Origin of the sequence: Streptomyces sp. NBC_01390 (assembly GCF_045040105.1) — a bacterium.
In the GTDB taxonomy this organism is placed as follows: Bacteria; Actinomycetota; Actinomycetes; order Streptomycetales; family Streptomycetaceae; genus Streptomyces.
Map to the genome: position 1 here is coordinate 3,967,402 of NZ_CP109551.1, position 21,053 is coordinate 3,988,454.

A 21,053-nucleotide genomic window follows, 5' to 3' on the forward strand; every position below is an offset into this window, starting at 1 on the left:
AGTTGGAGCAGAAGTGAGTATGAGTCAGGTGCTCGAAGACTCGGGGCGACGCTGGGCCGCGCTGCGTACGGCTCCGCGCCGTACGGTCGTCGCCGAGCTGCTGCTGTGCGCCCTGGTGGCGTCCTTCGGGCTGATACCCCTGCTGCTGGTGCGGCCGGACCGGCCCGTTCTGGCGGTACTCGAGGCGCTGTGGGCGACGCTGCTCGTCGCCGCGCGGCGGTACCGGCCGGTCGTCGCGGTCCTCGGTGTCTCTCCGCTGCTCGTCGGTCACAACATATGGACGCTGGCGGCGGTGGCGCTGGTCGTACTGTCCGCCACCCGACGTATCGCCCCGACTCGGCGTGCCTGGCAGGTCGTCGGGGCGGCCTGCGCCGCCGTGGCCCCCCTGACCGTCGTGCGGGTGGCTCCCCGGTGGGAGGACCTGCCGGTGGAACTGGCCGGCAACGCGGTCTCCGTGGTCCTGCTCCTGCTGCTTCCCGCTCTCGCCGGCACCCTGCTGGGACGGCGACGGCTCCTGGTCAATCTGCTGCGGGAGCGCAACTCCTATCTGGAACAGGCCCGTTCGCTGAGCGTCTCGACCGCCCGGCTGGAGGAGCGGAACCGGATCGCGGGCGAGATGCACGACCTGCTGGGACACCGGCTGAGCCTGATCTCCGTGCACGCCGGGGCACTGGAACTCGCCGCAGGGCGCCAGGCACCTCCCCTCGCCGGGCAGGCGGAGCTGCTGCGCACGACCGCCGGTACGGCCATGGAGGAGCTGCGCGAGATCCTCGGAGTGCTGCGCCACACGGAACCGGCGGACGGGTCCGTGAGCGACCGGGGTACACGTGCGGACATCACCGCTCTGGTGACGGAGTCCCGCCGGACGGGCGGCGCGATCGAACTCGACTGGTCCGTGGCCGACTCGGCGGTCCTGGGTGACCGCACCCGGCAGGCGATCCACCGGGTGGTCCGCGAAGGACTGACGAACGTACTGAAGCACGCGTCCGGCGCGTCCACCCGGGTGGAGGTCAGGAGCGCGGGCGGCGGCACAGAGGTGTCCGTCACCAACGGCGTACCGCGTACGGACGGCCACTCCCAGGGCGGAACCCGCAGCGGGCTGGCCGGTCTTCAAGAGCGGATCTCGTTGCTCGGCGGCGCGTTCGAGGCGGGTGCGGTGCCGGGCGGCGGCTTCCGTGTGGCGGCATGGCTGCCGCCACACACACCGACTCCGGCACAGGAGCACACGCGGGCATATGTGCCGGTGCCTGCGGGAACGGCCGCCGGGCAGAAGGGACAGCCCGGACAGGGAGGCAGCCGGTCCCCGCTTTCGGACGAGATCCTGACCTGGCCGCGTGTCCTGGGAGCGGGCTGCGCGGCGGTACTGGTGGTCCTGCCGACGGTGGGGTACCTCGTGTTCCTGCTGCTGGCGGCGAGCCTGGGATGAGCGTGCCGAGCCCCTAGGATGAGCCGGTGATCCGAGTTCTGGTTGCCGACGACGAGGCGTTGATGCGCGTCGGGATCCGGCTGATCCTGGAGAACGCCGACGACATCGAGGTGGTGGCCGAGGCGGGCGACGGTCTGGAAGCCGTCGCGGCGTGCCGCACCCGGGAGATCGATGTGGCGTTGCTCGACATCCGGATGCCGGGCACGGACGGGATCGCCGCCGCCGAGGAAATCGGCCGTCTCTCGCCCCGCACCTGCGTCGTGATGCTCACGGCGTTCGGCGAGGAGGCGAGCGTGACGCGCGCCCTGCGGGCCGGGGCGAGCGGGTTCCTGCTCAAGGACACCGGCCCCAACGAACTGATCCGCGCCGTGCGACTGGCCGCGAGCGGTGAACCGGTCCTGGCACCGCGCATCACCCGCCAACTGTTGGAACGGCACGTACGGTCCGGCCGTGACACCGAGACCGCCCTGCGCAGGACCGAGGAACTGACCCCGGCCGAACGGGACGTCCTGCGGTTGCTCGGCACCGGTCTGTCCAACGCGGAGATCGCCGGGCAGTTGTATCTGAGCGCCGGCACGGTCAAGGCGCACATCAGCAGGATCCTGACCCGCACCGGCTGCGCCAACCGCGTACAGGCCGCCGTCCTGGCGCACGACGCGGGTCTGCTCGCCGACCGCTGAGGACGTTGCTCACGGGAGTGACCGGGCGACTGGGCGGACTGGGCTACGCGGTCGCCGCGACCGCGACCACCTGTTTGCCCACGACTCCGCCGCGCTCGAACGCCTGGTGCGCGGCGGCGATGTCCGCGAGCGGATAGACGCTGTCGACCACCGGGCGCAGCGCGTGTGACGTGACGTGGCCGGCCAGCTCGCGGAGCACGGCGGTATCGGGGTTGGCGCTGAACGTGCGGATGCGGCGGGCACCGTACACACTCGACGCGGCGATCGCGGCCAGGGCCGGAGCGGAGAGTCCCACGGTGACCATCCGGCCGCCCTTGGCCAACCGGCTCCGGTAGCAGTTCAGTTCCGAGCCGACGGTGTCGACGATGACGTCGAAGGGTCCGATCCCCTCCGAGGTGGTGGAGCCGTAGTCGAGGACCTCGTCGGCGCCCATGTCGGTAAGGAGCCGGGCGTGGCGGTCGCGGGCCAGCGCGGTCACATGGGCGCCCATCGCATGGGCCAACTGCACGGCGGCCGTGCCGACTCCGCCGGCCGCACCCCGGACCAGGACCCGTTCCCCGCCGGTGAGGTGCACGCTGTCGCGCAGCGCGATCAGCGCCGTGGAGCCCGCGACGACCAGGGAGGCCGCCTCGACCGACGAGAGGTTCGCCGGGGCCGGCGCGATCCGGTCCGCCGAGACCACGACGTACTCGGCCGCCCCGGCGACGACGTGCCGTTGCCGGGGGTGCACCATGCCCCACACCCGGTCGCCGACCCGATGTCCCGCGACCTCGGGGCCGGTCGCGGCGACGGTGCCCGCGAAGTCCAGCCCCACACCGATCGGGAACCGGCGCCCGGACACCATCTTCAACCCACCCGCGCGGACGATCACGTCGTGCCCGTTCACGCTGGACGCCTCGACCGCCACCAGCACCTCGCCCGCACCGGGTTCGGGGCGGTCCACGTCATTGACCCGTAGGACATCCGCCGCACCGTAGTTCGTGATCTGAACGGCCTTCATGTCGCTGTCCTTCCGTGGCCCGCTGTGGTGGATCCGATACTGGGTCACGCGCTCGGGATCGTGGTCGTTCTCCTTTTCCTGGGTCCGCCAGACCCACCCTCGCGGGCCGCGCCGACGGCATACTGGCGCTGTGACCGACGACCCCCTCGCCATGAGTGACGATCCCCGACGCGAACTCGCCGACTTTCTGCGAACCCGCCGAACTCGGGTGCTGCCGCAGGAAGTCGGCCTGGAACCCGGCCCGAGGCGACGCGTCGCCGGACTGCGGCGGGAGGAACTGGCCCTGCTCGCCGGGGTGAGCGCGGACTACTACCAGCGTATGGAGCAGGGCCGCGACGTCCGGCCCTCCGACCAGGTCCTGGACGCCCTCGCCCGCGCCCTCAACTTCTCCGCCGAGGAGTCCCGGCACCTGCACAGCCTCGCCGGCGCCGCGCGCACACCCACCCGCGGTCCACGCCGGCACGCCCCGGAGCCGGAGGAGGTACCGCCCACCACCCTGCGGCTGCTGCGCACCATGACCTCGCCCACGCTGGTCGTCGGCCGTTTCCTCGACGTCCTGGCATGGAACCCGCTGGCAGGTGTGCTGCTGGGCGAGTTCACCCGACTCCCCCAGACCGAGCGGAACCTGCTGGGACTGCTGCTGCACCCCGAAGCCGACCAGGCGTGCCCGGACCGGGCGGCGACCGTCGCCGAACTGACCGCGATGCTGCGCACACAGGTGGTCGCCGATCCGGGGAACCCGCGCGCCGTGGAACTCGTGGGTGAACTCGCCGTCCGCAGCGACGAGTTCGCTGCGCTGTGGGCACGCCACGACGTCGAGGAGGTCACCCGCGGCCGGATGCGTGTCAACCACCCACTGGTCGGCGAGCTGAGCCTGGACTGGGACGCCTACCCGATGCCCGGTGCTCCCGGTCCGGTGCTCATCACCTGCACCGCCGAGCCGGGAGGCCCGGACGACGAACGACTCCAGCTGCTGGCAGGCCTGCTCGACGCCCCCAACACGACATCGGCGGCCCCCCGGCAACCGTGACACAACGGCCCGCCCGCGACTGACGCCACTGCCGGAACCCTCGGGCCGCCCGGGTGACACTGTTCCCGTCACTCCCCCGAGCGGGGCGTGCGGCGGCCCCGGGATGTGCGGAAGAACCGATGGAGACCCGATGGAACGACGCCAGCTGGAGTATTTCCTCGCCGTGGTCGAGCACGGCGGATTCACAGCCGCGGCCGTCGCCCTCCATGTCACGCAGCCCTCGCTGTCGCATGCGATCCGTTCCCTGGAACGCGAGTTCGGCGGCAGGCTCTTTCACCGGCTCCCGCACGGTGTCGCCCTCACAGCGGCCGGTGAGGTGCTGGTCCGGCCCGCCCGACAGGTCCTGCGCGACCTGTCCACGGCCGGCTCCCTGGTCCGGGAGGTCCTCGGACTCAGCGGCGGCCGGCTCGACATCGTTTCCCAGACGACCCTGTCGGTCGACCCCCTGGCCGACATGCTGGGCCGCTTCCATCGCGCGCATCCGAAGGTCTCCGTACGCGTGGTCGACCCGGAGCAGGGACCCGCCGTGGCACTCATGGTCGCCGCCGGGCAGTGTGAACTCGGCCTGGTGGACGCCTCGGTGAGCACCGCGGACCTCAACGGGATCGACCTGCCGGCGCAGGAGATGCACGTCGTGCTGCCCGCGGACCACCCGCATCCGGTGGGCGACACCATCACCTCGCGTGAGCTGGCCGCGCTGGATCTGATCGTGACACCGCCGGGCACCGAGACCCGGGCCGCGGTGGACGACCTGTGCGCCGCGCTGGGCATCGCACCGCGGATCGCGGTGGAGACCGCGCACCGCGCGATGATCGTGCCGCTGGTCCTCTCCGGCGTCGGCGCCTCCCTGCTGCCCGCCTCCATGGCCCGGGACGCTGCGCTGCGCGGGGCCCGGATGCTGGCTCACCGGCCGCGCTTGCTGCGCCACGGCCGGCTGGTGTGGCGGTCGGGTCCGCTCTCCCCCGCCGCCGAGGCGTTCGTGGACCTGGCGTCCTCACCCGCCGAGAACTGATACTCCTGCAGGTATAGAAGATTTCTATCGCCTTCATTCAAAACCGGTTCGCGGAAATGCAAGGTTCTTTGTTGACCGGACTGAGCAACGACTGACACTTTTACCGAATCGCAGGTCAGGGGAATTTCGGAGAAATACATGAATGAGTTCACCGGCGGACGTCACATACTTCCCCGACCCGACACCCGTCGGCCGCTGACGACCGCGGTGGACATCCACGACCAGGTGACCGCCTTCAGCCCCATCGGCCCGGTCCCGCCGCCGGAGGGTGCGCCGAACGTGGTGATCGTGCTCGTCGACGACCTCGGGTTCGGCACCTCCAGTGCCTTCGGGGGACCGTGCGAGATGCCGGCCGCGGAACGCCTCGCGGACAACGGACTGCGCTACACCCGCTTCCATGTGACGGCCCTGTGCTCGCCGACCCGGCAGGCCCTGCTGACCGGACGCAACCACCACTCGGTGGGCATGGGCGGCACCACCGAGATGACCACCGCGGCCCCCGGCTACAACGGGTTCCGGCCGCGCAGCGCGGCGACGATGGCCCAGATCCTGCAGGGCAACGGCTACAGCACGGCCGCCTTCGGCAAGTGGCACCAGACCCCGCCGCGGGAGATCAGCGCGGTCGGCCCGTTCGACCGCTGGCCCACGGGGGAAGGGTTCGACACCTTCTACGGGTTCATGGGCGCCGAGATGAACCACTGGTACCCGCTGCTGTACCAGGGCACCACCCCGGTCGAGCCGGACCGTCGGCCCGAGGACGGCTACCACCTGTCCGAGGACCTCGTCGACCACGCGATCGACTGGGTGCGCACCCAGCGCACACTGACTCCCGGCCGGCCGTTCTTCACGTACCTCGCCCTGGGCGCCGCGCACGCGCCTCTGCACATCGGCCCCGAGTGGCAGGAGAAGTACCGCGGGAAGTTCGACCACGGCTGGGACCGGCAGCGCGAGCTGACCCTCGTACGGCAGAAGGAACTCGGTGTCGTGCCGGCGGAGACGGAACTCGCGAAATGGGCCGAGGGCGTTCCCCACTGGGACGAACTCACCGACAACCAGCGCCGGTTGTCGGCACGGTTCATGGAGACGTTCGCCGGCTTCACCGAGCACGCCGACGTACAGGTCGGCAGGTTCCTCGACGCGCTGGAGGAACTCGGCGAACTCGACAACACCGTCGTCCTGTACGTCCTGGGCGACAACGGCGCCTCGGGCGAGGGCGGTATCGAGGGAACGATCGTCGAGCACCGGCTGGGCCACGGCGTCGTGGACGACCCGGACGAGATGATCGGGCACCTCGACGAGATCGGCGGTCCGCGCAGCTACCCGATCGCCCCGGCGGGCTGGGCGCTGGCCCTCAACACCCCGTACCAGTGGACCAAACAGGTCGCCTCGCACTTCGGCGGCACCCGGGACGGCATGATCCTGCACTGGCCCCGGGGGATCGCCGAGCGCGGCGGACTCCGTCACCAGTTCTCGCACGTGATCGACGTGCTGCCGACGATCCTGGACTGCGTGGGAGTCCCGGCGCCGTTCAGCGTGGACGGCGTACCGCAGCAGCCGATCGAGGGTACGAGCATGCAGCCGACGCTCGCCGACCCTCGGGCGCCGGAGCACCGCCGTACCCAGTACTTCGAGATGTGCGGCAACCGGGGCATCTACCACGAGGGCTGGATGGCGGTCACCCGGCACGGCATCCCCTGGGAGATGGTGTCGGAGGGGCACCGGAGGTTCACCGACGACGTGTGGGAGCTCTACGACCTGACCACGGACTGGAGTCAGGCCAACGACCTGGCCGCCGCGCACCCCGAGAAGCTGCGCGGCCTGCAGGACCTGTTCCTGATCGAGGCGGCGAAGTACCAGGTCTTTCCGCTGGACGACCGGGTCACCGAGCGGGAGAACCCGGTCATGGCCGGCCGTGTCGACCTGCTCGGCGACCGCACCTCCGTCACCTACCGCGCGGGAATGCGGCGGTTCACCGAGGAGACCACCCCCAACGTCAAGAACCGGTCCCACAGCATCACCGCCGACGTCGAGCTCCCGGACACCGGGACCGCGGGCGTGATCATCGCGCAGGGCGGCCGATTCGGCGGCTGGACCCTGTACTTCGTCGAGGGCAGGCCCGCCTACGCCTACAACTACTTCGGCATGAACGTGTACTGCGTGCGTGGCGGCGAGCCGGTGGCGCCCGGACGGCACGAGATCCGGCTCGAGTTCGGCTACGACGGCGGCGGGCTCGGAAAGGGCGGCACCGTCACGCTCCTGGTGGACGGCGAGAAGCAGGCGGGCGCGCGGGTCGAGCAGACCATCCCGTACTACTTCTCCTTCGACGAGACCCTCGGCGTCGGCGTGGACCTCGGCACCCCGGTGACCGACGAATACCCCGTCCTCGACAACGAGTTCACCGGGACCATCCACACCGTACGCATCGATCTGGGCGCCCTGAGCGCCGAGTCGTCCGAGTTCGACGGTGGGCTGCACCGGCGTGTCATGGGGGCGCAATGAGCTGCTGTGCGCCGTCCGGTGGCCGGGGCGCGGACCGCACGGCATCGCCCTCGCCGTCCGTCGTCCGCCGGGCGACGCCCGAAGGCATGGTGGCCGTCCCCGCCGGCGAGTTCCTCATGGGCAGCCAGGACGCGCTGTCCTACCCGGCCGACGGGGAAGGACCGGTGCGCACGGTGCACGTCGAGGCGTTCTGGATCGACGCCCGCACGGTGTCCAACGAGCGGTTCGCGCGGTTCGCCGACGACACCGGGTACCGCACCTCGACCGAGGGCATCGGCTGGTCGTTCGTGTTCGCCGGGCTGCTTCCGGACGACTTCCCGCCCACCCGAGGCGTGGCGGCGGCGCCCTGGTGGCGGCAGGTCGAGGGCGCCGACTGGCGCCACCCCGACGGGCCGCACTCCACCTGGGAGGACCGGCCGGATCATCCGGTCGTCCACATCGACTGGGACGACGCCCGCGCCTACTGCGCCTGGGCCGGCAAGCGGCTGCCGACCGAGGCCGAGTGGGAACGCGCCGCCCGGGGAGGGCTGCACGCGAAGACGTTCCCCTGGGGCGACGAGTTCGAGCCGGGCGGCCGTCCCCGGATGAACGTGTGGCAGGGCGACTTCCCCCACCGGCACCCGACGGCCGGCGCCTGGTACGGCACCTGTCCCGCCGACGCCTACGAGCCCAACGGCTTCGGCCTCTACAACACCACCGGCAACGTCTGGGAGTGGTGCGACGACGCCTTCTCCCGCACCCCCGGCGGTGAACAGCGTGTCACCAAGGGCGGCTCGTACCTGTGCCACGCCTCCTACTGCCGTCGCTACCGGGTCGCCGCACGGCAGGGCCTCCTCCCCGACTCGGCCACCGGCAACGTCGGTTTCCGCTGCGCCCTCGACATCACCTGACCTCGACATCACCTGACTTCGACCACCGATCACTCGTGCGATCACTCATGCGTCGGCGCGCCGCGCCACGCACAAGGAGCAGAACCATGGCCAGACAGGCAGGACAGTGGCGCGCCGTTGCGGCCGGCACGGCGGTACTCGGCCTCACCCTGACCGCTTGCGGCGGGGCGAAGGTCGGTGACAGCAGCGCGAGTTCCGGCGATTCCGGCGGTTCCGGCAAGTGCGGCACCTTCAACCTCGCCGTCAACCCCTGGGTGGGCTACGAGGCGGACGCGGCGGTCGTCGCCTCCGTGGCGGAGAACGACCTCGGCTGCAAGGTCGTCAAGAAGGACCTCAAGGCCGAGATCGGCTGGCAGGGCTTCGAGACCGGCGAGGTCGACGCCATCCTCGAGAACTGGGGACACCCCGACCTGGAGAAGACGTACATCACCCAGCGGAAGACCGCCGTCGACCTGGGCGCGACCGGCAACAAGGGCATCATCGGCTGGTACATCCCCCCGTGGATCGCGAAGAAGTACCCGGACATCACCGACTGGAAGAACCTCAACAAGTACGCCTCGAACTTCAGGACCTCGGAATCCGGCGGCAAGGGCCAGTTCCTCGACGGCGACGCGTCGTACCAGACCAACGACGAGGCCCTGGTCAAGAACCTGAAGCTGAACTTCAAGGTGGTCTTCGCGGGCAGCGAGACCGCGCTCATCCAGGCCTTCCGGGACGCCGAGAAGAACAAGAAGTGGGTGATCGGCTACTTCTACGAGCCGCAGTGGTTCTTCTCGGAGATCCCGCTGGTCCACGTCAAGCTGCCCCAGCACACGGACGGCTGCGACGCGGATCCCGCGAAGGTCGCCTGCGACTACCCCGTGTTCGACCTCAACAAGGTCGTCAGTTCCCGGTTCGCGAAGTCCGGCAGCCCGGCCTACGACCTCGTGAAGAACTTCGAGTGGACCAACACCGACCAGAACACCGTCGCCAAGTACATCGCGCTCGACAGGATGACACCGGAGGCGGCGGCGAAGAAATGGATCGAGGCGAACCCGGACAAGGTCAAGGCCTGGCTCGGCTAGCACCGTTCCGACGACGTCTCGTCACCCAGCCGAATGAGCCGGGTTAGCCTGCCGGAATGGAGATCGTCGAGCGGTCGCTCGCCGTCGGCGTGGGGCGATGAACGGCTTCACGGGGCAGGTGTGGGTCCTCTCCCTCGGCGCGGCGGTCTGCGCGCTGGTCATGGTCCGGCTGCTGGCAGTACGCAGGACCGCCGGTTCCTCCCTCACGGGAGCCGTCGTGCTCACGCTGGCCGTCGCCGCGATCCCCGCCGTGCGCGGTGAACCGCCGCACTATGTGGCGGGGGTCGCGCTGACGGCCGGTGGGGTGGTGGCGGTCGTCTGGGCGACGGGTCGCTCCCGCCGGCACCGGTCGGCCCGCCGGTCCGCGCTGGCGGACTACGAGGCCGGCACGGCGGCGGTCCCGCTGTTCGCAGCGCTGGCGGAACGGGACCGGCTGGCGGCCGAGTTGCACGACGTGGCCGCGCATCGGCTGACCGGGATCGTGGTGGCCGCGGGCGCCGCGCTCAGGCTCGCCGACCGGGACCGGACCGGTGACGCGCTGCGGCACGCCGACGAGGCGGGCCGGGAGGCCGTCCGCGAACTGGAGCGCCTCACCGAGCTGGACGCGACAGCGGCCGGCTTCGCCGAGGTCGACGCGCTGGCCGCCGCGCACGCGGTTGACTACCGGCGCACGGTCGACAAGGCACCGGCGGGCAGTACGGAAGCGACGTACCGGGTCGTTCGGGAGGCGTTGACCAACGCGGCCCGGTACGCCGAGGGCGCGACAGTGCGCGTCCGGATCGAGCCGACGGACGACGAGGACAAGTCCGAACAGGGCGGCGGCGAGCGCCTCTTCACCGTCACCGTCACGGACGACGGCGGTACGGCCGTCGAGCCGGGCCTCGGGACCGGGCGGGGTCTCGCGGGGCTGGCGGCCACGGTCACGGCAACGGGTGGGACGTTCCGTGCCGGACCTCATGGCGAGGGAGCGGGCTGGCGCGTGCGGGCCGCGCTGCCCGCGGCGCCGGCTCTTCCCCTCCGCCGGTGGCCCCTGTGGCGTGGGACGGTCGCGCTCGACTACGCGCTGGTGGCCCTGGCGATCGCGCTGTCGCTCGGTGCGAGCCTGCTGTCGGCCGATGTCCCGGCCCCGTTCGGCGGCCTGCTGCCCGCACTGGTGACCGTCGTGCTGTCGGGCCTGCACGCCGTACCGCTGGCCTGGCGCTCACGGGCGCCCGGCCGCGCGCTCGCGGCGGTGCTGTCGGCGCTGCTGCTGTGGTGGGCCTGCGACCGGACGGGCTGGACCCAGCCGCCGGTGAGCGACATCTTCCTGGTGTACGGATGGGTCGAGCTGACGCTCGTCCACAGCGTCGGAGTGCGGCTGCCGTGGCGCCGGGGCCTGTTCGCGCCGCTCGCCGTGGCCGCCGTGGGCGGGCTCGCGCTGGCGAGCGGCAGCGGCATCACCGGCAGCCGTACGGGGGCCTGGGCCGTACTGGCGGGCGTGCTGGCCCTTCCCGCCCTCGCCGTCTGGGCGTGGGGGCGCCGGACCGCGCGGCAGCATGAGCGGCTGCGAGCCGCGGACGCCCGGCGGCGGGTCCTGCTCGACGGAGACGCCGACGCGGCGGTGTCGGCGCAGCGTCTGCTGTTCGCCACCGGGCTGCGGGACACGGCCCTGGGGCACGCGCGGGCGGTCGTCGCCGCGGCGGAGGACGGCGACCTGCGGGGCGTACGGGAAGAGGCCCGCGCCGGACTGACCGCTCTGCGGGACCTGTTGTCCGGGCTGCACGCGGGGGACGCCGCCGACGACGCCCCGCCGCCGACCGTCTCCGGGATCACCGCGCTGGCCGCGCGCTACGGCGCCGTCGTCCGGTACGCCGGAGCACGCCGTCCGCTGCCCGCCGCCGTGGAGGTCTTCGCGTACCGGACCGCGTCCGCGCTCATGGCCGTAGGAGTCACCCTCACCGTGCGCACGCTCCCCGACGGCGTGGAGGTCTCCGGTCCGGCACCCGCCGTTCCCTCGGTGGAGCGGCGGCTGCGCGCCCTCGCGGACGCCGCCGGCGGTACCCTCTCGACGACCGACCGCGGTGCGGTACGCGTGTGGCTCCCGGAGGCGTTCCCATGGCGATCAGAGTGACCGTCGCGGACGACCAGGCCGTCGTACGGGCCGGGATCGCGGCGATCCTCGACGCGGAACCCGACCTGTGCGTCGTCGGGCAGGCGGCGGACGGCGACTCGGCGGTCGAACTCGCCCTGTCGGCGCGGCCGGACGTCGCGCTGATGGATGTCCGTATGCCGGGGATCGGCGGGCTCGCGGCGACCGCCGCGATCACCGAACGCAGCCCCGCGACCCGGGTTCTGGTGCTCACCACCTTCGGTCTCGACGAGTACCTGTTCGCCGCGCTGCGCGCCGGGGCCGCCGGTTTCCTCCTCAAGGACGCCGAGCCGGAGCGGGTGATCGACGCGGTACGGGTGGTCCACGGGGGCGCCGCGCTGCTCGACCCGGCGGTCACGCGCAGACTGATCGACCGCTTCACGGACACGCCCGGCCCACTGGACCCCTCCCGCCTCTCCCCGCTCACCCCGCGCGAGACGGAGGTGCTGCGGCAGGTCGCGCGGGGGCTGTCCAACGCGGAGATCGCGGCGGTGCTGGGGGTGAGTCCGCCCACCGTGAAGGACCACGTCTCCGTCCTCCTCGGCAAGCTCGGCGTACGCGACCGGGTGCAGGCGACGATCGCCGCGTACGAAACGGGGCTGATCAGGCCCGGCAGTGGGCCGTGAGGTGAGTGGGCACCCCGCCGTGAGGTGGGGGTGACACCCCGCCGCGGGGCGGCCCTCGCGCGCGACAAAACCGTCCCTGAGCTGGACGGATCGCCCGCGTCTGCTTCCTAGCCTCAAAGGCATGTCACGCATACTTCTCCGCCGTGTCGCCGGCGGCGTCCTGCTGTTCCTTGCGCTCCTGCTGACCCCCGGCGTGGCGGTGGCCGGTTTCCTCGCCTCGGCGTTCGTCACCGCGAGCGTGCCGGTCCTGGTCGTCGTCGGTCTCGGCTGCGGCGCCCTGGCCGGCGGACTGCTGGGCCGGGCGGCGTTCGCCCTGTTCGGCCTCGACTGCCGCCCGGCCCTGCGGGCGTCCGCGTTCCTCACGGTCGGACTGACCGCGGCCGTAGCCCTCCTCGCCGCCGTCACCGTCCTGCGTCCGATGCCCGTCACGACCGCCGCCCCCGCCCCGCCCGGTGTGCGGTTCTGGAAGCTGCCGACCGGTTCACGCATCGCCTACGTCCACGCCCCCGCCACCGGCAGGGCCAGACCGACCCCGGTGATCTTCCTGCACGGCGGTCCCGGCACCCCCGGCGAGGGCGTCCCCACCGGGGGCCGTGAACTCGCGGCGGACGGCTTCGACGTCTACTCCTACGACCAGCTCGGCGCCGGCCGCTCCACCCGGCTGCGGGACGTCACCGGCTACACCGTCGCCCGCCAGGTCGCCGACCTGGAAGCGATCCGGCGCACACTCGGCGCCGACCGGATCATCCTGGTCGGCCAGTCCTGGGGCGGATCACTCACCGCCCAGTACCTGGCCGCCCACGGCGAGCACGTCGCCAAGGCGGTCTTCACCTCGCCGGGCGCGCTGTGGGGCCGTCAGTACCCCGGCGCCGGGGCCGGGGAACCATGGCACCGCCTCTCCCCCGCCAAGAAGGCCCGGCTCGACCGGCTGAACAGCGCCCCCCGCATCATCGCGGCGAGCCTGCTCCTCCAGATCAACCCCGGCGCCGCGCACGCGCTGGTCGGCGACCGCGAGGTCGACCACTGGATGCACGAAGTCGCCCTCCAGGGAAAGGACAGCACCTCCTGCGAGGACGCTCCGCCCGCCAAGGCGCACAACAACCCTCAGGGCTTCTACGGCAACCAGCTGACCGTCAGGGACTTCGAGCGGCTCCCCGACCCCCGGCCCCGTCTGCGCACCCTGCGCGTCCCCTCGCTGATCATGCGAGGGGAGTGCGACTTCATCAAGCCCGCAGTGACCGCCGAGTACCAACACACCCTCGCAGGCTCCGAGTTGGTGACCGTCAGGGGAGCCGGACACTCCCTCTCGGGCGAACAGCCCGGCCGCTACACCGCACTGCTGCGAGCCTTCCTCCTGGACGAACCGCATCCGGTGCCGAGGAAGTGACGTGCACCGTGACATCAGGCAGCCAGGGGCCCGACCGTCAGAGGTGCTGCTCGGTGGCTGCCTCTGATGTGATCCGATCCGATCTGCAGCACCACGTGCGGCCCGACCGGAGCACCGGTCCGTCCCCGCAGGACATACCGACGCGGTACGACGGGTGCGGCCGTGAAGCCGGTGACGCGGCGGGAGGGCCGCGTCACCGGCGGGTCGGGACGGCCGTACAACGGGCCCCGGCTGCTACGAGGGGATGACCTTGTCCTGTCGGGCGTTGCGTGCCAGCCGCTCGCGGACCAGCGCGAAGGCCACCACGGCCCCGGCCACCAGGGTGGACAGGACGACCTGGTCGCGGCCACCGCCGTCGGCGGTGTCGGTCAGCATGTAGACCAGGACGAACGTGATCATCGCGATGGTGGCCCAGGTCAGGTAGGGGTAGAGCCACATCTTCACGACCAGTTTGTCCGGCGACTCCCGCTGGATGATCTTGCGCATCCGCAACTGGGAGAAGCAGATCACCAGCCAGACGAAGAGGGCGATCGCGCCGGAGGAGTTCAGCAGGAACTGGAACACCGTGTCCGGCCAGAGGTAGTTGAAGGCGACGGCGACGAAGCCGAAGACCACCGAGGCCAGGATGGCCGCCTGCGGGACTCCGCGTCCGGTGGTGCGGGCGAGGGCGGCCGGGGCGTCGCTGCGACGGCCGAGCGAGAACGCCATCCGGGAGGCGGTGTAGAGGCCGGAGTTGAGACAGGACAGCACGGAGGTCAGCACGACGGCGTTCATGATCTGGCCGGCGTGCGGGATGCCGACGGAGTTCAGCGCGGCGACGTACGAGCCGTCCTTGAGGATGGCCGGGTCGTCCCAGCGCAGCAGCGACACCACGACCAGGATCGAGCCCAGGTAGAACACCGCGATCCGCCAGATCACGCTGTTGGTGGCCTTGGTGACGGCGGCGCGCGGGTCGGCGGTCTCACCGGCGGCCAGGGTGACGATCTCGCTGCCCATGAAGGAGAAGACGACCATCAGGATGCCGGTGAGGATCGCTCCGGGCCCGTTGGGCAGGAACCCGCCGTGCGCGGTGAGGTTGGAGAAGCCGGATGCGGGGTGGTCCGAGCCGGGCAGCAGACCGAAGATCGCGAGTCCGCCGACCACGATGAACGCGGCGATGGCGACGACCTTGATGCCGGCGAACCAGAACTCGAACTCGCCGTAGGAGCTGACGGAGACGAGGTTGCTGGCGGTGAGGACGACCATGACGAGCAGGGCCCAGCCCCACTGCGGGACCGCGGGGATCCACCCGGCCAGGATCTTGGCGCCGGCGGTCGCCTCGACGGCGAGCACCACGACCCAGAAGAACCAGTACAGCCAGCCGATGGTGAAGCCGGCCCAGCGGCCCAGCGCACGGTCCGCGTAGGCGGAGAACGAGCCGGAACTGGGGTTGGCCGCGGCCATCTCGCCGAGCATCCTCATCACGAGGACGACGAGGGTGCCGACGAGCAGGTAGGAGATCAGGATGCCGGGACCGGCGGCGGCGATGCCGGAGCCGGAGCCGACGAACAGGCCGGCACCGATGACGCCACCGATCGCGATCATCGACAGGTGACGGCTCTTCAGCCCGGCTTGCAGGCCGGATCCTTCTGATGCGCTCTCGGTGGTGGTGACCTGATCAGGTGCGGGAGGGGAGGCTTGTGTGGTCATCTGGACATCCAGGAGTCAGGTGGGGACGAAGGAGGGTTCCAGCGGGATCGGGCGGGGTGACCTTGTGGATCCCGCCCGGGCGGGATGGCGGGGATGCAGGGGAGCGCCGAACAGCGGTGGGGGTGGCGATCACGGCCGGCGGAACGGCATGGTGGACCGTGGCCACCGGGTCGGGTGCCTGGGGAACCGGGCGAACCGGTGGCGTTCAGGAAAATAGTTCAGGACGATCGAATAAAACAAGGGGTCGCGTCGTCCGCCCATGGCGTCGACGCGCCGCATCCCCGGGCACAAATGCCCCGCACCCGCCCCCTCGCGTGCCGGGGACGGACGTCGGCGACGGCTGCGTCCGGGCGCGAATCCGCTGGTCGGGGCATGGCGAACCAGCCGCCCCCCTACCTCTGCCCCTGTCTGTCCCCCGCCTTCCCGACCGGTCGCAGCAGGGTCTTGTTTAACTGTTCACCTTGCTCTAATTTTTCCTGCGTCGTGACCCGCTCCTCCCGTCGCGACGCCCGTACTGTGCCGCGCCATGCCGCGCCCCGGCTGTTCGGGGCCGGTTCGAAACCTCCGGGAGGTCCCCGTGCATCACACTGTGGCGTCGGCCGTCGCCGGCCGCGACCGCGATGGCCAGGCCGTTAGGGTGACGTCGTGGCGAATGCAGCGGGCAAGTTCGGGCCTTACAACCAGGCAGGCCCGGCCCGGACGACGTCGGTCACCGGTGTGGGACACGCCCGCGCCCTGCCCGGCGGGGGCCAGAGCGGATCCGATCTCGTCCGGTCACGGATAGCACTGCGGGTACGCCTGCGATCCGTGCGGCCCGGCGACCGGCTGCCGGACGCCGGAGTCCTCGCCGAGGAGCTGGGAATCGGCGAGATCACCGTGCGCCGCGCGCTGGAGGGCATGTGCCAGGACGGCCTGCTCGACCGCCGACGCGGACGGGCGGGCGGAACCTTCGTCGCGCAGGACTGGGACACCGTCGTGGCTCTGACCCACGACCCCGAAGAGGCCGCTTCGCTGGAAGCCTTCCAGCTCCTGATCGAATGCGGTCTTGTGGCACACGGTTCGGGTGAGGTCCCGGCCGAACGGCTGGACGGGCTGCGGGCGCTGGTCGAGGAGATGGAACAGACCGACGACCCGGCACGCCTGGCCGAGTTGGAGGCCCGATTCCATCTGGACCTCGCGGTGGTGCTCGGCGGCGCCGGAATCCACGAGTTCGCCGCCGACCTGCTCGGCCGACTGTGCCTGCTGCTGCCCGCGCCGGAACCCGCGGTCGTGCGGGCGCAGAACCACTGGCACGCCGAACTGCTCGCCGAACTCGGGCGGGGTGCGACCGATCCCGCTGTACGGGCGGTGAAGGCACACCACCGTTCCCGGCACCACTGACGCCCGGTCGGGGCCGGCCCCGCCGTCGAGAACCCGCGCATTCATCACGCCGCCACACTGCAGGAGGAGTTGCCGCCATGCCCGACCCCGGAGCCGGCCCGCTGTCCCCGCCGGGGCCCGTCGACGGCGCGCCTCAGCGGCTGCGCGGCGGCGTCCTCGGCATGGCGGACATCGCCGCCGCCACGATGGCCAACGTCGGCCCGGCCATGAGCTTCTTCTTCGGTTTCGCCTTCCTGGCCACCACAGCGGGCGTGGGGTCACCGCTGACCATCCTGGCCGCGGGCATCGCGGTGGCGCTCCTCGGCAACACGCTGGCGGAGTTCTCCCGGGCCCACCCCTCGGCGGGCAGCTTCATCACCTTCGTCGGGAAGACCTTCGGGCCGGTCAGCGCGGTGACCACGGCACTGCTGGCGGCGTTGGGCTACATCATCGCGATGGCCGGCGTCATCTCGATCTCCGGCGGGTTCGTGCAGATCACCCTGCACCACTACACCGGCGTGGACCTGCCGTGGATCATCTGGACGCTGCTGCTGACCGGGCTGGCCGTGGCGCTGATGCTGCGCGGGGTGGTGGTCTCCACCAAGTGGGCCGGCTACTTCTTCGGCGCGGAGATGCTGGTGCTGGTCGTGGTCTCGGTCGCCGCGCTCGTGGAACACCGCGGCGGGCTGTCCTTCGACCCGTTCCTGCCCAGTCACATCAGCGACGGCTTCAAGGGGCTGGCGACCGGCTTCCCGCTGGCGGTGTACCTGTTCATCGGCTGGGAGAACTCGGCGGCACTCGCCGAGGAGACGGAGAATCCGCGGCACAACGTAGGGCGCGCGGTGTTCTCCTCCGTCACGATCATGACGGTGAGTTACATCCTCTTCGCCTACGCCACGGTGACCGGCTTCGGCTACGACGTGGCCCGGCTCGGCGCCTCCCGGATCCCGTTCATCGAGGTGGCCGACAACACCCTCGGCGTGCTGGCGTTCCTCGCCTACCTCGGCGGACTGACCTCCACCCTCGGTGTGCTGATCGCCGGCATCAACTCCCAGGCCCGCCTGGTGTTCAGTGCCGGACGCGAGGGGCTGCTCCCCTCGTTCTTCGGCTATGTGCACCCCATCCGCCGCACGCCGAACAACGCGATCGTCACCTTCACCGCCATCGCCCTGCTGATCATCGGTGGCTGGGGCCTGGGCCACCTGCTGGGGTCCTCCGGCGGCTCGATGAACCCGGTCGTCTTCTTCACCGAGTCATCGACTCTCGGCGCCATCCTGATCCTGCTTGTCTACCTGGCCTCCAACATCGCCCTGCCGCTGTACTACCGCAGGTACCGGCCACAGGAGTTCCGGCTGGTCCGACATCTGGTACTGCCCGCGCTCGGCGCGCTGGCCATCCTGGTCCCGCTCTACTACCTCGCCAAGCCGGGCCAGCCCGCGCCCTACAACTGGTTCCCCTACGTGGCGGTCGCCATCCTGCTCGCCGCCGTCGGCTACGCGTCCCTCCTGGTCCTCCGCGACCCGACCCTGGCCGAACGCGTCGGCTCCGTCGTCGCCGACGCGGACTGACCCCGGTGGACGGGCGCAGAGCGAGCGACCGCCTGCGCGAGGGCACCTGACGACCGCACCGGCCCGCCCGCGTCTGAAGCGGCGGTTCTCGGCCCGGCACCGTCAGGCCCTCTCCTCTTGCCGAGAGCCGCACACAGACTGAGTGACTCGGCACGACCGGGGGTTGTGCAAAACGTTTTGGATCCTTAACGTCCGGTTCGGACGGAAGGATCCGCATGACGCACCGACTGATCGTGACGTCCTGCTCGGTGCTGCTGGTGCCCGGGCAGGGCGCCTGCCGAGTGGAGACGGACCAGGACATCCTGGTCGAGGACGGGGTGATCGCCTGGCTGGGCCCGGCGGGCACCGGTCCGGACGCCGCCGGGGCGGAGACCGTCGACGGTACGGGACTGGTCGCCGTACCCGGGCTGGTGAACGCCCACACGCACGGCCCGATGACGCTGATGCGCGGCGCCGCCGAGGACGTGAGCGTCGAGGCCTGGTTCAACGAGCGGGTGTGGCCCATGGAGGTCAATCTCACCCCCGCCGACGTCGGCCTCGGTGCGGAGCTGGCCTGTGCGGAGATGCTGCTCAGCGGGGTGACGACGTTCGCCGACCACTACTTCCACGCCGAGCGGATCGCCGACGCCGTCGTACGTACCGGCATCCGGGCCGACATCGCGCCGACCTGCTTCAGCAGCCGGGGTCGCGCGGCCCTTGAGGAGAGCGCCGAGACGGCCGCCGCCCTGCACGGCACCGGCGACGGGCGGGTCACCGCGTCGCTGGGCCCGCACGCGCCGTACACCGTGGAGGACGCGGACCTGGTCCGGCTCGCGGAGCTGGCCCGGGAGGCGGGCCTGCGCATCCACATCCACGCCGCCGAGCACCTGGAGCAGACCGAGTCGAGTCTCGCCCGGCGCGGCATCACCCCCATCACCGTGCTGGAGCGGACCGGGGTGCTGGACGCGGGCGCGCTGATCGCGCACGGCTGCGGCATCGTCCCCGAGGACCTGCCGACGCTGGCGGCGCACCGGGACCGTACCGGAGTCGCCTGCTGCCCCAAGGTCTATCTGAAGCACGCGCTGAGTCCGCTCACTCCGGTACGGAGCCTGCTGGACGCCGGTGTCGCCGTCGGGGCCGGGACGGACGGGGCGGCAGGGCACAACACGCTGGACGTGTGGGAGGCGATGCGGCTGGTCGCGCTGACCCAGAAGCAGGCGGAGCGGGACGCCACCTGGATGACGGTCTCCGACACGGTCCGGCTGGCCACGCGCGGCGGGGCCCGCGCACTCGGGCTCGGGGACCGGATCGGCGCGCTGGAGCCGGGCCGAGCCGGTGACATCGTGCTGGTCGACCTGGGCGGAGTCCACTGCCGCCCGGTGCACGACCCGGTGGCGGCCCTGGTCTACAGCGCGCGGGCGAGCGATGTGCGCACGGTCGTGGTGGACGGGCGGGTCGTGGTCCGGGACGGGCAGCTGCTGACGGTCGACCTGCCGGGGCTGCTGGCCGAGGTCGAGGCACGGGTGCCCGCGCTGCTGGACACCTCGCACGGCAGAGCGGTGCAGCACTATGACCCGTGAGCAGGGCGAGGACGCGGGCCGTCGGCGGATGCGGCGGCCCGCGTCGATCAAGGACGTGGCGGCGGCCGCCCGGGTCAGCCCGACCACGGTGTCGCACGTGCTGACCGGCAACCGGCCGGTCGCGGAGGAGACCGCCGAGCGGGTCCGTGCGGTCGTCGCCCGGCTCGGCTACGTGCCTGCGTCGACGGCCCGCAACCTGCAGGCCGGTTCGACGAACGTCATAGGTCTGCTGGTGCCCGACATCACCAACCAGTTCTTCGCCGAACTCGCCAAGGGTGTCGACGACGCCGCCCACGACCTGGGCTACGGGGTCATCCTGTGCAACACCGAGTTCGACCCCGACCGCGAGGACCGCTATCTGGAAATGCTCCGCGGCCGGTTCATCGACGGCATGGTGTACGCCTCCGGCTCGCCGCCCTCCCGTGGCCGGCTGGCCTCACTGCTCGGGCGGTTCCCCATCGCCCTGGCCGACGAGGTCGTCCCCGGGCTGCTGGAGCAGACCATCCTGGTCACCGCCGACCACCGAGCGGGCGGCCGGCTGATCGGGCAGCACCTGCGGGAGCTGGGCCATCGCCGGGTGCTGGCGCTCAGCGGCCCGGGGGATCTGGTGAGCAGCCTGGAGCGGATCGCCGGTTTCCGGGAGGCGTTCGGGGACGCGGGGGTCACCGAGGTCGAGGGCGCCTTCGTCGAGCGGTCGGGCTACAACCTGGTCGCCGCGGCCCTCGAGGACGGCGGACCGCGTCGCTTCACCGCGGTGTTCGCCGCGAACGACCTGATGGCGCTCGGCGCGGTCGCGGCCCTGGAGGACGCGGGCCTGCGCGTTCCGGACGACGTCTCGGTGGCGGGCTTCGACGACATCATGCTCGCCTCCCGGGTCCACCCCCGCCTCACGACGGTCCACCAGCCCGCCTACGACATCGGCCGCACGGCCGGCGCCCAGCTCCTGAGCTACGTCCACCGGGACGAGGTGCCCCCCGCCTCCCGGCACATCCTGCCGGTCCAGCTGAAGATCCGCGCCAGCACGGCCCCCGTACGCCCGGCCCCCTGACCACCGCACACGAAACCCCCGCGCACGAAAACCACCGCGCACATCAACCACCGCGCACATCAACCACCGCGCACATCACAGGAAAGGT

The 21,053-nt window shown here is 71.5% G+C and carries 16 protein-coding genes; 14 read left to right on the top strand and 2 right to left on the bottom strand.

Going from position 1 to position 21,053, the window contains the following annotated elements:
- Positions 1 to 19: 19 nt before the first annotated feature.
- Both OG241_RS17700 and OG241_RS17705 read left to right on the top strand, forming a co-directional pair.
- On the top strand, positions 20 to 1,426 hold the full coding sequence (locus OG241_RS17700; protein ID WP_405826281.1) for a sensor histidine kinase: 1,407 nt from the start codon (positions 20 to 22) through the stop codon (positions 1,424 to 1,426).
- 26 nt (positions 1,427 to 1,452) lie between these two features.
- Positions 1,453 to 2,106 (top strand): response regulator, encoded by a 654-nt coding sequence (locus OG241_RS17705; protein WP_405816416.1) that lies wholly within the window; start codon positions 1,453 to 1,455, stop codon positions 2,104 to 2,106.
- 43 nt (positions 2,107 to 2,149) lie between these two features.
- On the opposite strand, the gene OG241_RS17710 is transcribed toward OG241_RS17705, so the two are convergent.
- A complete protein-coding gene (locus OG241_RS17710; RefSeq protein ID WP_405816417.1) occupies positions 2,150 to 3,106 on the bottom strand; it encodes an NADP-dependent oxidoreductase in 957 nt (318 codons plus the stop codon).
- Positions 3,107 to 3,236: 130 nt separating this feature from the next.
- Between OG241_RS17710 and OG241_RS17715 the strand changes: the two genes are divergently transcribed.
- The 8 genes from OG241_RS17715 to OG241_RS17750 all read left to right on the top strand — a co-directional run bounded on the left by OG241_RS17715 (position 3,237) and on the right by OG241_RS17750 (position 13,742).
- Positions 3,237 to 4,136, top strand: coding sequence for a helix-turn-helix transcriptional regulator (locus tag OG241_RS17715; protein WP_405816418.1), 900 nt, complete (start codon positions 3,237 to 3,239; stop codon positions 4,134 to 4,136).
- 130 nt (positions 4,137 to 4,266) lie between these two features.
- Positions 4,267 to 5,148, top strand: coding sequence for a LysR family transcriptional regulator (locus OG241_RS17720; RefSeq protein ID WP_405816419.1), 882 nt, complete (start codon positions 4,267 to 4,269; stop codon positions 5,146 to 5,148).
- 138 nt (positions 5,149 to 5,286) lie between these two features.
- Entirely contained in the window at positions 5,287 to 7,647 is a 2,361-nt protein-coding gene (locus tag OG241_RS17725; protein ID WP_405816420.1) for an arylsulfatase, read from the top strand.
- Positions 7,644 to 8,537, top strand: a complete 894-nt coding sequence (locus tag OG241_RS17730) for a formylglycine-generating enzyme family protein (protein WP_405816421.1) — start codon at positions 7,644 to 7,646, stop codon at positions 8,535 to 8,537. Before OG241_RS17725 ends, OG241_RS17730 begins: the two co-directional genes overlap by 4 nt.
- 86 nt (positions 8,538 to 8,623) lie before the next feature.
- Positions 8,624 to 9,601, top strand: coding sequence for an ABC transporter substrate-binding protein (locus OG241_RS17735; protein ID WP_405816422.1), 978 nt, complete (start codon positions 8,624 to 8,626; stop codon positions 9,599 to 9,601).
- 97 nt (positions 9,602 to 9,698) lie between these two features.
- On the top strand, positions 9,699 to 11,711 hold the full coding sequence (locus tag OG241_RS17740; RefSeq protein WP_405816423.1) for a histidine kinase: 2,013 nt from the start codon (positions 9,699 to 9,701) through the stop codon (positions 11,709 to 11,711).
- Positions 11,696 to 12,355 (top strand): response regulator, encoded by a 660-nt coding sequence (locus OG241_RS17745; RefSeq protein ID WP_405816425.1) that lies wholly within the window; start codon positions 11,696 to 11,698, stop codon positions 12,353 to 12,355. The genes OG241_RS17740 and OG241_RS17745 overlap by 16 nt, the downstream gene beginning before the upstream one ends.
- Positions 12,356 to 12,476: 121 nt before the next feature.
- Complete coding sequence (locus OG241_RS17750) at positions 12,477 to 13,742, top strand: alpha/beta fold hydrolase (protein ID WP_405816426.1); 1,266 nt, start codon at positions 12,477 to 12,479, stop codon at positions 13,740 to 13,742.
- A 234-nt stretch (positions 13,743 to 13,976) separates the two neighbouring features.
- On the opposite strand, the gene OG241_RS17755 is transcribed toward OG241_RS17750, so the two are convergent.
- Positions 13,977 to 15,431, bottom strand: a complete 1,455-nt coding sequence (locus tag OG241_RS17755; protein WP_405816427.1) for an amino acid permease — start codon at positions 15,429 to 15,431, stop codon at positions 13,977 to 13,979.
- 645 nt (positions 15,432 to 16,076) lie between these two features.
- Here OG241_RS17755 and OG241_RS17760 point away from each other — a divergent pair.
- From OG241_RS17760 to OG241_RS17775, 4 genes are all read left to right on the top strand, one after another.
- Positions 16,077 to 16,811, top strand: a complete 735-nt coding sequence (locus tag OG241_RS17760; protein ID WP_405816429.1) for a FadR/GntR family transcriptional regulator — start codon at positions 16,077 to 16,079, stop codon at positions 16,809 to 16,811.
- A 77-nt stretch (positions 16,812 to 16,888) separates the two neighbouring features.
- Positions 16,889 to 18,358 (top strand): APC family permease, encoded by a 1,470-nt coding sequence (locus OG241_RS17765; protein WP_405816430.1) that lies wholly within the window; start codon positions 16,889 to 16,891, stop codon positions 18,356 to 18,358.
- Between the two features lie 215 nt (positions 18,359 to 18,573).
- Positions 18,574 to 19,917 (top strand): amidohydrolase, encoded by a 1,344-nt coding sequence (locus OG241_RS17770; RefSeq protein WP_405816432.1) that lies wholly within the window; start codon positions 18,574 to 18,576, stop codon positions 19,915 to 19,917.
- Positions 19,907 to 20,965 carry a LacI family DNA-binding transcriptional regulator gene (locus OG241_RS17775; protein ID WP_405816434.1) on the top strand — a complete coding sequence of 353 codons (1,059 nt, stop codon included), beginning with the start codon at positions 19,907 to 19,909 and terminating at the stop codon, positions 20,963 to 20,965. Before OG241_RS17770 ends, OG241_RS17775 begins: the two co-directional genes overlap by 11 nt.
- Positions 20,966 to 21,053: the final 88 nt, after the last annotated feature.